This is a genomic window from Thermanaerothrix daxensis (assembly GCF_001306145.1).
GTDB lineage: Bacteria > Chloroflexota > Anaerolineae > Anaerolineales > Anaerolineaceae > Thermanaerothrix > Thermanaerothrix daxensis.
Window position 1 is genome coordinate 714111 of sequence record NZ_LGKO01000002.1, and the last position, 12551, is coordinate 726661.

Consider the following 12551-nt stretch of genomic DNA (forward strand, 5'->3'; position numbering starts at 1 on the left):
CTTACACACCCCGTTCTGGGGTGTTTTTGCTGTTTATGACCATGAGGGTTGCTATAATGGAGGAAGTGATGTTTAAACTGAACATATAAGGAGTAGTGTGGTAGCCAGATAATGGATGCCGATGTCATCGTTGTTGGGGCTGGCCCGGCTGGCGCGTTGTGTGCTTACCTGCTGGCTCGCGCAGGGGCAACGGTGCTGATTCTGGAAAAAGCGCTCCTCCCGCGTTACAAACCCTGCGGGGGTGGTTTGACCCTGCGGGCTCTCAGATTTCTACCCTTCGACCCTTCGCCGATCGTTGAGGTACGCGCAATAGGAGGTCAACTTGCCTGGGAGGGCCGCCCGTTGCTGCAGTGCCGCCGGGAGCCTTATGTGGCGCTTATGGTGATGCGAGATCGGTTCGATGCCTGGCTGGTTGAGCAGGCGCAGAAGGTTGGCGCGCGCTTATTTACAGGGGCTTTGGCATTACGGGTTGAAGAATCTAAGAATTTTGTACAGGTTGAAACTCCCTCCGGGATACTTCGAGCGGCCTATCTGGTGGGTGCCGACGGGGTAAACAGCGTTGTTGCACGCCATTTGGGATGGCGTCGCCGTCCCACTGGGGTGGCTTTAGAGGCTGAATTAAGGGTCTCGGCACGGGGATTAGAACAGCAAGGAGCATATCTCACCTTTGATTTTGGAGCCCTCCCATATGGATACGGGTGGATTTTTCCCAAAACCTCTCATCTTTCGGTGGGAGTTTTCTATGCCCAAGAGGGGCGTGCGTCAGATCTTAAGGCGCTTCTGGGACATTTCTTGAGCCACTATCCGCACGTCGCAGGAGCAACCATAGAGCGGGTTCAGGGACATCGTATTCCCCTGGGAGGTGAGCCTCAGACACTTCACACACGGCGTATCCTACTAGTGGGGGATGCCGCCAACCTGGCAGATGCCTTTCTCGGAGAGGGCATTAGTTATGCGTTGTGGAGCGCTCATTTGGCCGCCAGCGTGTTGTTTGATTGTCTGGCTAATGGGCAGGCAAGCCTGGCAATGTACACCCACGCTGTCCAAAAGACTATCGGACGGGAATTACGTCACGCTGCGCGCCTGGCGCGGTGGGTGTATGCCCATCCGAAGCACGCGGCTGCGCTGTTGGTAGGTAGTGCCTGGCTACAAACTCTGTGGATAGATACCTTGACCGCACGACGCTCGTTTACTGCCCTTCTCCGTGTTCTTCCGCTTTACCTGCCTGCCATCCTGGCTCAAAACCTGACTCGCAGGCAACATCGGGGAACAATGGGATGAGAAAGCGTATTTACTTGGGGTTGCAAATTATCCTTGGCTTGTTTGGATTGGGACTGCTGGCACTGGCCGGGTGGCCCTCTACAAACTCCAGCACAATGATACGCCCCGACTTGACTTGGTTGCGCAACGAGGAGGATGCCAACGGGTTTTCTCTTAGCATTCTGGAGCAAATTGAGAAAACACACTTTGTCGTCAGTTGGCCTCAGCGTCTTCGACCCGGGGAGCGCGGAGCCATTCGTCTAAGTTGGAGGTCAGAATCTCCTTTGCCCTCTCCAGGGAATTGGGCGATCACCCCCGCTCGGTCGGTAGTGGCCGCACGCTTAGAGGTAAGTGGGGGAGGGGTCATACCGGCAGGGGTATGGCATGAGGTGGTGGATGCGCGACGCCCCATGAGCCTGACCTGGGAGGTTGTGCCGCAGGGAAAAGCTCCTCTCCGGGGGACGTTGTGGGTGTATCTTCAGGCTAGTGCACAGGAGGGTGATCAGGGAACGAACTTCCCGATTCTGGCCTGGCCCTTCACCATTTCGGTTGTTGCCCCTTTGGGGTTTTCTCGATGGGCGTTAGGGGGATTGGGGATCTTGTTGCTGGCTGTGGCAGTTTGGCTTCAAAAGCGGCAAACCTAAACGTACTATAAGCCATATATCAGTTAATAAATTAAGAAAATTTATACAATTTAGATGGCTACACTCTAGTTACTTTACAAGAATGCCCCCTGTTGATAGAATAAAAGCAGTGGCGGGGGTTTTGATTTCCTGCCAGGGCGAAAAATCCTGAACATCCATGGGGCATGAAATGCTGAATGCATGGCTATATATCGGGTTGTTTACGTTGGTGGCGGCGGCGTTGCCCGCCATTGCCATTTTCCTGGCCGGGTTATTATCACCGAGGAAACCCAATCCCATTAAGGATGCCACCTACGAATGTGGGGTTGAGACTGTTGGGCCAGCGTGGACTCAACTGCGTGTGCAGTATTATTTGTTTGCCCTGGCTTTTCTAATTTTTGATGTCGAATCCGTGCTGCTTTTCCCGTGGGCGGTAGCGTATCAACAGCTACCGCTTTTTGCGATTGTGGAAGCCATCATCTTTTTGGCCATTCTGGTGGGGGGCCTTTTTTATGCCTGGCGTAAGGGGGCACTCAACTGGCAGTGAGACGTTTCTAAGTCCTCATTGAAGGGAGGCTCGATGACCGCTTTTTGGCAGGACCCTATCACATTTTTGCGCCTGTGGTTGGAAGGTCTGTTACTTTCCTGGGGGGTGCCGGCGAGTTGGGTGCTGGTAATTCGGTTTGCGGTGGGAGCCTTGCTCCTGGCCACGGCGGCGCTTCTGCTCGTCATTTTGCAACTCTGGCTGGAGCGCAAATTGATCGGTCGCATTCAGGATCGCTTGGGCCCGAATCGTGTGGGACCGTGGGGACTGCTTCAGCCCATTGCTGATGTGCTCAAAATTTTCACCAAAGAACATATCACCCCGGCAGGCGCAGACCGGGTACCTTTCAATCTGGCTCCGGTGCTCTCGGTGGCTGCTGCTTTGATGGTCTGGGCTGTCATTCCCTTTTCTGCCACAGTAATGGGGGCTGATCTCAATGTGGGCATCCTTTACCTGTTGGCTGTGGGGGCGTTGGGTGAACTCGCGATCATCCTGGCTGGTTGGGGCTCGAATAATAAATATGCCTTATTGGGGGCCTTGCGCACGGTAGCGCAGTTGATTTCTTATAGCGTACCCATGACGCTATCGGCGCTGGTGCCGGTTATGTTTAGCGGGAGTTTGCATTTGAATGTAATCACGCAGGCTCAAGAGGTGTGGTTTGTCGTGCTTGCGCCCGTACCGGCTCTAATCTTTTTGACGGCTTCAGTGGCGGAAGTAGGCCGGGCCCCCTTCGATTTACCCGAGGCTGAGTCGGAATTGGTGGCCGGTTATAGCGTGGAGTATTCCGGATTGAAATTTGGCTTTTTCTACGTAGCAGAGTTTTTGAAGGCTTTCACCGTTTCACTCATTTTTGCAGTGCTCTTTCTGGGGGGGTGGCGTGGGCCTGGTGCGGAGGCGTATCCGGTGCTCGGATTTGTGTATCTGATGCTAAAAAGTGGTGCCGTGTACCTGCTAATGATCCTCTTCCGCGGGACGTTGCCGCGCTTCCGCATTGATCAGGTGATGGACTTGAACTGGAAGGTCTTCACCCCATTGGCGCTAATTCTGCTGATGGTCATTGCTTTGGCGGATTACTTCTTACGCGGCACCTTTCCCTTTGTGCGTGTCTTGGGCCTGTTGGGGATTAATGGGCTGGCGTATGTTGTATTAGATCGCTTGCTTTCTTCTCGTGAGCGTTTGCGTCGGCGTCCGGTGGCTCAACCGGTGCGTCCCGTCGCCCGACCAGAAAATCTAATCACCTCATCCGATGCAGGGGGGCAGGCATGAGTGCATTGCAGTGGGTATTTATCATCGCGTCTCTGATTACGGTGGGAGCGGCGGTGATGATGGTGGCTTCCCACCGTATGATGCATGCTGCTTTGTGGTTGGCCGTGGCATTGCTGGGGGTAGCGGTAATTTTCGTCACTCTGGAAGCCAGTTTCTTTGCGGTGGTTCAGTTACTGGTTTACATTGGCGCCATATTAATTTTGATTGTTTTTGCGATCATGCTGACTCAGCGCTCCACAGAGGCAGGCTCGCGGCTTAATTCCCTGGCCTGGGGCGCAGCGGGGGTAGCAGGGGTAATTTGGACGGCTCTAACCTATGTATTCATCCGCTGGGTGGTGAGCGGTACGCCAATGCAGGAACTGGGCGCTTCTTTCGATGATGTCGTGCTGCTGGGTAAGGCTTTGGTAGATGCGGAGGGGTTTGCTGTGCCTTTTGAGGTAGCCTCGGTGTTGCTCCTGGCCGCGCTCATTGGTGCGGTTTACATTGCCTTTGAACGAAAAGGAGAAGGATCGTGATTCCACTTTCCTGGTATCTCATACTTTCGGCAGCATTGTTTAGTATTGGGCTATTTGCGGTATTGGCGCGCAGACATGCGATCGCCATTCTGATGGGGATTGAGCTCATGCTCAATGCGGTCAACGTTAACCTGCTTGCCTTCTGGCATTACTGGTCGCAGGTCAAAGGCGCCCCCCAGGTCAACGGAATGGTTTTTGCAGCAATGATTTTTGTGCTGGCAGCCGCTGAGACGGCGGTTGCTTTAGCGTTGATCATATCGGCCTACCGTCGCCATCATACGGTTGTGGTGGATGAAATGAGCCTTCTCAAGGGTTAGTATGGGATGGAGAGGATAGTTGCAATGCCTGTGGATACCCTGATCTGGTTGCTACCCCTACCTCCCCTGTTGGCTTTTTTTGCGATCATGCTTTTTACTCATCGGCGCAATGGACTGAGCCACGGGCTGGCCATCGGTGCCGTCACTCTCTCATGGCTGGGGAGCCTGGTGGTCTTCTGGCGCGCGTTGCAAGCACAGGATCTGGCTGAGCACCCCTGGGGTGCTCAGTTGAACTGGATCCCAACGGGGAACACCTGGCTCCAAATTGGCACGCAGGTGGACCCATTAACGGTGGTGACCCTGTTCTTTGTTGCCTGGACGATTCTGATGATTTTTATTTACAGCGTGGGCTATCACAACTATGGTCAGCCACGTGGGGCGCTAGATCGCCCGGGTTTGCCCCCACAGGGTGCCGAGATACAAGATGGCCACGGTCATCGGCACCGAGTGCCCTCGGTTGAACCGATGTACGCGCGGTTTTTTGCACTGATCAGCCTGTTTGCTTTTGCCATGTATCTGCTGGTGGTCAGTGATAACTTGCTGACCCTCTACATTGGCTGGGAAGTGATGGGATTATGTTCCTACCTGCTGATTGGGTTCTGGTATGCCAGGGAATCGGCGCGGAACGCTGCGGTGAAGGCATTCCTCACCACGCGGGTAGGAGATGTGTTTATGCTGTTGGGGTTGGCTGCACTTTACACCCTTACCGGGAGTCTCAATTATCGGGCCATTCTGGGCAATCCGCAGATCCTTGAGGTACTGGCAACTACTGCCTCGCCGATTGCCGGCGTATCCTGGGCGGCTCTAATTGGGTTACTGCTTTTTGCCGGTACGGTTGGCAAGTCGGCGCAGTTCCCGCTACATATATGGTTGCCAGATGCCATGGAAGGTCCCACGCCGGTTTCGGCAATGATCCATGCGGCGACCATGGTTTCGGCGGGTGTTTATTTAATGATTCGCTTCTTTCCCCTGCTTGCAGCCGGTTGGTTACCGGGGCAGCCGTTGACCTTGCCCATGACCGCCATGGCAGCGATTGGGGCTTTCACAGCGCTTTTTGCGGCGACCATTGGCCTGGTCCAACGGGATATCAAACGTGTGTTAGCGTACTCCACGATTTCCCAGTTGGGGTATATGATCGCGGCGCTGGGAATTGGTGCCTATGTGGCGGCCACGTTTCATTTGGTCACCCATGCGTTCTTCAAGGCTTTGCTCTTTCTGGCTTCCGGTTCGGTGATCCACGGGATGGAGCATGGAGTGTATCATTCGGGAGAGCACCTGGACGCGCAGGATATGCTTAACATGGGGGGCTTGCGTCATAAAATGCCCTGGACGTTCTGGACGTTCCTGGCCGGTGGGCTTTCTCTGGCAGGTTTTCCGCTTGTCACTGCAGGGTTCTGGTCAAAAGATGAAATTCTGGCCTCAGCATTTGAAAGCAATTTACTGGTATTTATCGTCTTGGGAGTGGCTGCGTTACTAACAGCATTCTATACCATGCGTCAAATTACCCTGGTATTCCTGGGAAAGCCGCGAAGTGCTGCGGCTGCTCATGCCCATGAATCACGACCGGTCATGCTGGTTCCGCTGGTTGTGTTGGCGGTTTTTGCGATGGCGGCTGGATGGGTGGGGGTTCCTCATTATTTCCCGGTACTTGGTGGTCAATTACCGAACTGGTTTGGTGCTTTTGTGGGTAGCATGCTCGGGCACGAGGGAGAGCTCGGCCATGCAGTTTTTACGCCCACACCACTGATGGTTTCGATTGTGGCTTCTTTGGGAGGGCTGTTCCTTGGATGGTGGGTATACCGCACCCAGCAAGACCGGCTTCAGGATGTGCTGGCCAGGCCTCTGGGCGGGCTCTACCGGTTGCTGGAGCACAAGTACTACGTAGATGAGTTTTACCAGGCTGTGTTTATCCGTCCGGCGCTTTGGGTGGCGGAAGTGTTCTTTTACCGTTGGCTGGATTTGGGTCTGATTGATGGCATCCTGCATGGGCTGGCACGCGTGGGAGTTGCGGTGGGGAATTTGTTCCGCGAAGTCATTGATCGCCCGGTGATCAACGGAGCCGGAGATGCGCTGGCTGAAGGGACCCGTGACGTGGGTGTGCGTTTGCGCGTTCTACAGCCGGGGCGTTTACAGGTTTATTTACTCCTGGCGCTGGTGGCGGTGATTCTGATTGGTCTGGCCTTCTTCTACTATGTTGGGATGGTTTAGACTGGGCACTTAGGAGCAGAGAATGACCTGGTTGGAATCGCACTGGCTCACCGTGATCTTATTTGCACCAACAGCAGGTGCCCTCATTTTGCTGATCTTGCCCGTTCGCAGCGAAAAGAGTATTCGGGCACTGGCAGTAGGATTTTCTTCGATCTCGTTAGTGTGTACGTTGTTACTATGGGCGCGGTTTGAGGCGGCACCGATAATGGGTGGCTTCCGCTTTGTTGAACGGGCTGAGTGGTTTGGTGCCATTCACGCCTTCTATCATCTGGGGATAGATGGCCTCTCACTTCCATTGGTCCTGTTAACCACTCTCCTGACCCCACTGGCGCTGCTGGCTTCGGCAAGCATAAAGGCGAATCTTAAGGCCTATATGGTGCTTTTCCTTTTGCTGGAGACCGGTATGCTGGGGGTCTTCCTGGCACTGGACCTGTTGCTTTTCTTTGTGTTTTGGGAAGTTGGGCTGGTGCCCATGTATTTTCTGATCAGTCAGTGGGGTGGGGCCAATCGTCATTATGCTGCACTCAAGTTCATCCTTTATACAATGGGTGGATCCTTAGGGTTGCTGTTGGCCATTCAAGTCATGGGCCTGAGCAGTGGGACGTTCGATCTGGTGGAATTGTTTCAACGCTGGCCGGCCTTGACGCATCTCAGCCTGCCACTGGGGCTCCCTCTCGGAACGGTCAAAGCCATTGCCTTTTGGGCTTTTGTCATTGCTTTTGCGATTAAGGTCCCCGTTTGGCCCTTTCATACCTGGTTGCCCGATGCTCACACAGAAGCCCCTACCGCCGGTTCGATGATCCTGGCGGGGGTACTGTTGAAACTGGGGGGCTATGGTTTTATCCGTCTGGTGTTGCCCTTGTTCCCGAATGAGGCGCAGCGATTTGCTCCGGGGCTGGCGGTGCTGGCAGTGGCCGCCATTATCTTCGGGGCATTGGGAGCATTGGCGCAACGCGATTTTAAACGTCTGGTGGCCTACTCTTCTATCAACCACATGGGGTTTGTGGTGTTGGGGGTGGCAGCGGCCGCTCTGGCCTGGCGCGCGGCAGATCCTCAGGCACGGTTGGATGCCAATCTGGCTCTGAATGGAGCTGTGTTGCAAATGTTCAATCATGGATTAAGTGCGGCGGGAATGTTCTTCCTGGTTGGTGTCATTTATGACCGTGCACACACGCGTGATCTTCAGGAGTTTGGGGGTCTTTACGCACTTCTGCCCGTTTATGGGACTGTCCTTATTTTTACGGCCATGGCCTCACTGGGTTTGCCGGGTTTGGGGGGATTTGTCTCTGAGTTTCTGGTAGTGCGGGGAGCGTGGCCTCAACTTACATTGGCAACAGCCTTAAGCATGATTGGATTGTTCTTCACGGGCGCCTACATTCTCAAAGCCCTGCGTCTTGTCCTGCATGGTCCCCTTAATCCACGTTGGCAGGGGATCCTCAAAGATATGAATGGTCTGGAACTTACGGTTATCTTGCCCTTGATTGGCCTGAGTTTGCTAACCGGTCTGTGGCCTGCCTGGCTTATAGGGATGATCAACCAAGCTGTGGCTACACTCTTCTGATGAGGTGAGGAATGTCGTTTCCCATTCTTAGCGCCATCGTGCTGACACCGCTTCTGGCCGGGTTGATCTTGCTCTGCCTGCCGGCCGAGAGACGTGATTGGGTGCGCAGGATAGCATTGGCAGCATCTGTGCTGGTTTTGGGGTTGTCTTTCTGGCTTTACTTGGATTACGACACAGGTGTGGGCGGGTATCAGTTCATTGAGCGCCACCCCTGGTTGCCAGATTTGGGGATATCATATGCTTTGGGCGTGGATGGTTTTAGCCTTCCCATGGTCCTCTTGGGAGCGTTGGTGCTCTTCTCTGGCGTCCTGGTCTCGTGGAACGTGGAGGAACGCCCGCGCGAATTTTTTGCTTTTATGATGTTTCTGGCAACCAGCATCTTGGGGGTTTTTGTATCCCTGGATCTCTTTCTGCTGTTCTTCTTCTTTGAAATCGCTGTCTTTCCAAAATATTTGATGATTGTGTTGTGGGGCTATCCCAAAACCCGCGATTACGGGGGCATGAAGTTAACTTTGTACTTGTTTATTGGCTCAATGCTGGCATTGGTGGGAGCCCTGGCCTTATACTTCAACTCTGGGTTGCGTACCTTTGATCTCCTGGCGCTGGAGAAAGCCGGTTTTCCCGTAGCCTTTCAGCGTTTTTGGTTTCCTTTTGTTTTTCTTGGCTTTGCCATCCTGGGGGGTATTTTCCCCTTTCACAGTTGGGCGCCTGATGGTCACGTTGCTGCACCAACGGCCATCTCGATGTTGCTGGCAGGGGTAGAAATGAAGGTGGGGGCTTTTGCCGCGCTTCGGGTAGGCATTATGCTGTTGCCGGAAGGCGCGGCCTTCTGGTCGCCCCTGATCCTGGCGCTGGCCACGATCAATGTGGTCTACGGGGCAGCGATTGCCATGGTTCAGACTGACTTCAAGTACGTGATCGGTTTCTCCTCTGTTTCGCACATGGGGTTGGTCTTGATTGGCTTTGCCAGCCTAAACCGAGAAGGATTAATGGGAGCGGGTTTGCAAATGTTTTCGCATGGTGTCATGACAGCCCTCTTCTTTGCCATTGTGGGTATGGTCTATGATCGAGCGCACACCCGTGATATTCCTGCTTTGGGAGGGTTGGTGCGGGTCATGCCCTGGGCTGCCATTGGCTTTATCATTGCGGGCCTGGTTTCAATGGGAATGCCTGGCTTTTCCGGTTTTATTGCCGAGTTTCCGGTTTTTCTGGGGGCCTGGCAGCGTGCTCCCTGGGTTGCCGTGATTGCGGTACTGGGGATTATCATTACCTCTGCTTATATTCTGCTGGTCGTGCGTCGTGTTTTCTTTGGTGATATGCCTGTGGCGCTTGAGGAGAGGGTGGGGGATGTAAGCCGGAAGGATAAAGGGGTCATTTTCCTCCTTTCTGCCATTATGATCCTTTTGGGTTGGTTCCCTTCTTTGCTGACCCCGCTGGTGGAATCGGGGGTGCGTCATATTTTAGCCCTGGTGGGAGGTGCGTGAGTGGTGGCTTCAACCTTGCCTGTGGAATATATCCGCGCCCTGCTACCCGAGATTGGATTGTTGGTTCTGGCTGGGCTGGTGTTGGGTTTGGACTTGTTCTCCTCAGAGGTCTCGCGTCAGCGCTGGCTGGGGTGGGTGGTTGCTGCGGGAAGCCTTGGGATAGCCGGTCTGAGCCTTGCGTTTGCCTACCCTGTTGCATCCCCACGTCTACTGTGGGGCGGGGCGCTCCGTCTGGATGAGGTGGGGTTTGTCTTCCGGATGTTGTTTTTAGCCGGGGTGGGCTTGACTGCTCTCTTTGCCATGCAGGTCAAGGACCTTGCCGGCAAAGGAGAGTTTTTTGCCCTTCTTCTTTTCAGTGCCTTGGGGTTCAGCCTAATGGCCTCGGCAGCAGATATGGTGATGCTTTTTCTGGCCATTGAAACTGCTTCTATCCCGCTTTATGTGCTGGCAGGGTTTTATCTTCGAGATATTCGCTCTGCCGAAGCCGGGCTTAAGTATGTCCTTTTTGGGGCTGTGGCATCTGCAACGCTCCTGTATGGTTTGAGCCTGCTCTACGGCATGGGCGGAACGACCCGCTTGTATGATCTGGAAGCCGCCCTGCGTCAGGCTCAGGCGCCGCTCGAGATGGTAGCGGTGGCGTTGTTCCTCGTTTTGGTGGGCTTTGGGTTTAAAGTAGCCGCGGTGCCGTTTCACTTCTGGGCGCCAGATGTCTATGAAGGGGCGCCGACCCCGGTAACGGGTTATCTCTCCACGGCATCAAAAGCCGCTGGTTTTGCCGTTTTGCTGAGATTTCTGATCGGGGTCTTTGCCGAGCAAACGGCTTTCTGGACCCTGCTTATTGGGATATTGGCAACGGCCAGCATGCTTGTGGGTAATTACCTGGCTTTGGTTCAGTCCAATGCGAAGCGACTATTGGCCTACTCCTCTATCGCCCAGGCGGGATATATTCTGATTGGGGTGGCGGCCGGCACACCCCTGGGAGCTACCGGTGCAGTGTACTATCTGATAGCGTACCTGGTTACCAATCTGGCTGCCTTTGGCATCTTGACTGTGGTGGAACAGGTGCTTGGCTCAAGCGACCTGAAAGCCCTGGAGGGGTTGCAGCAGCGCTCGGCACCTTTGGCGCTGGCCATGCTGGCGGCCCTGCTTTCGCTGGGAGGGATTCCTCCGTTTGCGGGGTTCATCGCTAAACTGCTGGTCTTTGGCTCGGCGGTTGAAGCGGGGCAAATCTGGCTGGCCTTCGTGGGAGTTTTTAACTCCATCATTGCACTTTACTACTACCTGGTCGTGTTGAGGACCATTTACCGCTTTACGCCAGGTGTGGAACCCATCTCAGAGATCAAACCGGCGTGGCGGTTGGCGCTGGGGATCTGTGTGGTGGGTATTGTGTTGATCGGAGTGTGGATCGCCCCCTGGTATTCCTGGGCTGGAAGTGTTGCCCGGGTGTTGTGGGTTTATTGACGTCACTTTTGTGCCCATGATATAATCGCACCGTCATGACGCCGCCAGATCCTGAAAAGGACCGCAAGCAGCAGATCATCAACCTGACCATTGCTGGCATTGCAGGCCAAGTAGGGTGCTTGACATTAATCATTGTGCTGGTAGCGGTTTTAGGGGGAATCTGGTTGGATGCACGTTTAGGGACACGTCCCTGGTTTACCCTGGGCTTATTGGTACTGAGTATTCCCATCTCGCTTGCTGTAATGTTTTATGTGGTAAGGGCGGCGACGGCAAAAATCAAGCCTGTGCCCCCCAAAACAACGAAACCCACGCTGGAGGAGGCAAACCTTGGAGACGACACGTAAGAAGTGGCGTTGGGGCGTCAATCGTTGGATTGTGTTTTTGTGCATTATTCTTGGTATCTTTGCAGTTAACATTGCTGCGCCCGTACAGCCTCATATACAGGTTGCGCCCGAAAGACTCGTTGAAGAACCCCTTTTTCACCTTGGCCCCCTGGGGGATTTTTACTTGGTCAACACCCTCCCCGCACTGCTGCTGGTAGATCTGATCATTCTGGGAATGGCTTGGTCAGTGCGCCGCTCAGTGCGCAAGGGAGACCTGGTGCCACGTGGGCTGGCAGGGGCTTTGGAAGCCTTGATTGAAGTCCTTTACAACCTCACCGAGAGTTCTGCGGGAAAGTGGGCGCGAGCCATTTTCCCCTGGTTCGCTTCCATCTTCCTGGTGGTGTTAATTGCCAACTTGATGAAGTTAATTCCCGGTGTGGAGACCATTGGCATCATCCACCATGCCGAAAAAGATGGCCACGCGATCCAGGCGCTGGGAGGTGTTTGGTACACGCTGACTCCTGCGAAAGGGGAGTACACCCTGACCCCCTTTGTGCGTGGCCTTTCTACTGATCTCAACTTTACAGTGGGGCTGGCCTTAGTCTCGGTGTTTATGACCCAGGTGATTGGTGTCCAGGCCCAGGGCTGGCGCTACTTTTTCAAGTTCTTTAATGTGACAACCCTTTTCTCACGGCCTTTCTTTGGTGCTATTGACTTTGCTGTAGGGTTGTTAGAGACAATCTCCGAACTGGCCAAAATCCTCTCGTTCTCCTTCCGATTGTTCGGAAATATGTTTGCTGGCTTTGTATTGATTGCTTTGATCGGTACATTGCTGCCAGTCTTCATGCCTTCATTGGTATTTCTGTTTGAATTCTTCATAGCGTTGATTCAGGCGTTTGTATTTGGTATGTTGACCATGGTGTTTATGGCTCAAGCCACGCGCGGTCATGGTGGCGAAAGCGAACACCATTGAAAATCTTTGCGAAAAT

12 protein-coding genes are annotated in these 12551 nt (G+C 54.1%); all 12 read left to right on the forward strand.

All coding sequences use genetic code 11. From position 1 onward, the window contains the following. The first annotated feature begins 111 nt into the window (after positions 1-111). The 12 genes from SE15_RS03645 to atpB all read left to right on the forward strand — a co-directional run bounded on the left by SE15_RS03645 (position 112) and on the right by atpB (position 12535). Complete coding sequence (locus tag SE15_RS03645; protein WP_054520734.1) at positions 112-1281, forward strand: geranylgeranyl reductase family protein; 1170 nt, start codon at positions 112-114, stop codon at positions 1279-1281. Then, positions 1278-1904 carry a hypothetical protein gene (locus tag SE15_RS03650; RefSeq protein WP_054520735.1) on the forward strand — a complete coding sequence of 209 codons (627 nt, stop codon included), beginning with the start codon at positions 1278-1280 and terminating at the stop codon, positions 1902-1904. Before SE15_RS03645 ends, SE15_RS03650 begins: the two co-directional genes overlap by 4 nt. 169 nt (positions 1905-2073) lie before the next feature. Continuing rightward, positions 2074-2430: an NADH-quinone oxidoreductase subunit A gene (locus SE15_RS03655; RefSeq protein ID WP_054520736.1), complete on the forward strand. Its 357-nt coding sequence runs from the start codon at positions 2074-2076 to the stop codon at positions 2428-2430. Between the two features lie 33 nt (positions 2431-2463). Next, positions 2464-3693 carry an NADH-quinone oxidoreductase subunit NuoH gene (nuoH, locus tag SE15_RS03660; RefSeq protein ID WP_054520737.1) on the forward strand — a complete coding sequence of 410 codons (1230 nt, stop codon included), beginning with the start codon at positions 2464-2466 and terminating at the stop codon, positions 3691-3693. Beyond that, the gene (locus SE15_RS03665) at positions 3690-4208 is read left to right on the forward strand and encodes an NADH-quinone oxidoreductase subunit J family protein (RefSeq protein WP_054520738.1); all 519 of its coding nucleotides are present in this window, start codon (positions 3690-3692) and stop codon (positions 4206-4208) included. Before nuoH ends, SE15_RS03665 begins: the two co-directional genes overlap by 4 nt. Continuing rightward, the gene (gene nuoK, locus SE15_RS03670; RefSeq protein WP_054520739.1) at positions 4205-4525 is read left to right on the forward strand and encodes an NADH-quinone oxidoreductase subunit NuoK; all 321 of its coding nucleotides are present in this window, start codon (positions 4205-4207) and stop codon (positions 4523-4525) included. The genes SE15_RS03665 and nuoK overlap by 4 nt, the downstream gene beginning before the upstream one ends. Positions 4526-4549: 24 nt before the next feature. Beyond that, on the forward strand, positions 4550-6733 hold the full coding sequence (nuoL, locus tag SE15_RS03675) for an NADH-quinone oxidoreductase subunit L (RefSeq protein ID WP_054520740.1): 2184 nt from the start codon (positions 4550-4552) through the stop codon (positions 6731-6733). Positions 6734-6755: 22 nt separating this feature from the next. Further along, the gene (locus SE15_RS03680; RefSeq protein WP_054520741.1) at positions 6756-8294 is read left to right on the forward strand and encodes a complex I subunit 4 family protein; all 1539 of its coding nucleotides are present in this window, start codon (positions 6756-6758) and stop codon (positions 8292-8294) included. Positions 8295-8305: 11 nt separating this feature from the next. After that, positions 8306-9778 carry a complex I subunit 4 family protein gene (locus SE15_RS03685; RefSeq protein ID WP_054520742.1) on the forward strand — a complete coding sequence of 491 codons (1473 nt, stop codon included), beginning with the start codon at positions 8306-8308 and terminating at the stop codon, positions 9776-9778. Beyond that, positions 9779-11239 (forward strand): NADH-quinone oxidoreductase subunit N, encoded by a 1461-nt coding sequence (locus tag SE15_RS03690; RefSeq protein WP_054520743.1) that lies wholly within the window; start codon positions 9779-9781, stop codon positions 11237-11239. A gap of 35 nt (positions 11240-11274) precedes the next feature. Next, complete coding sequence (locus SE15_RS03695) at positions 11275-11583, forward strand: AtpZ/AtpI family protein (protein WP_054520744.1); 309 nt, start codon at positions 11275-11277, stop codon at positions 11581-11583. Continuing rightward, positions 11567-12535 carry a F0F1 ATP synthase subunit A gene (gene atpB, locus SE15_RS03700; protein ID WP_054520745.1) on the forward strand — a complete coding sequence of 323 codons (969 nt, stop codon included), beginning with the start codon at positions 11567-11569 and terminating at the stop codon, positions 12533-12535. The genes SE15_RS03695 and atpB overlap by 17 nt, the downstream gene beginning before the upstream one ends. Positions 12536-12551: the final 16 nt, after the last annotated feature.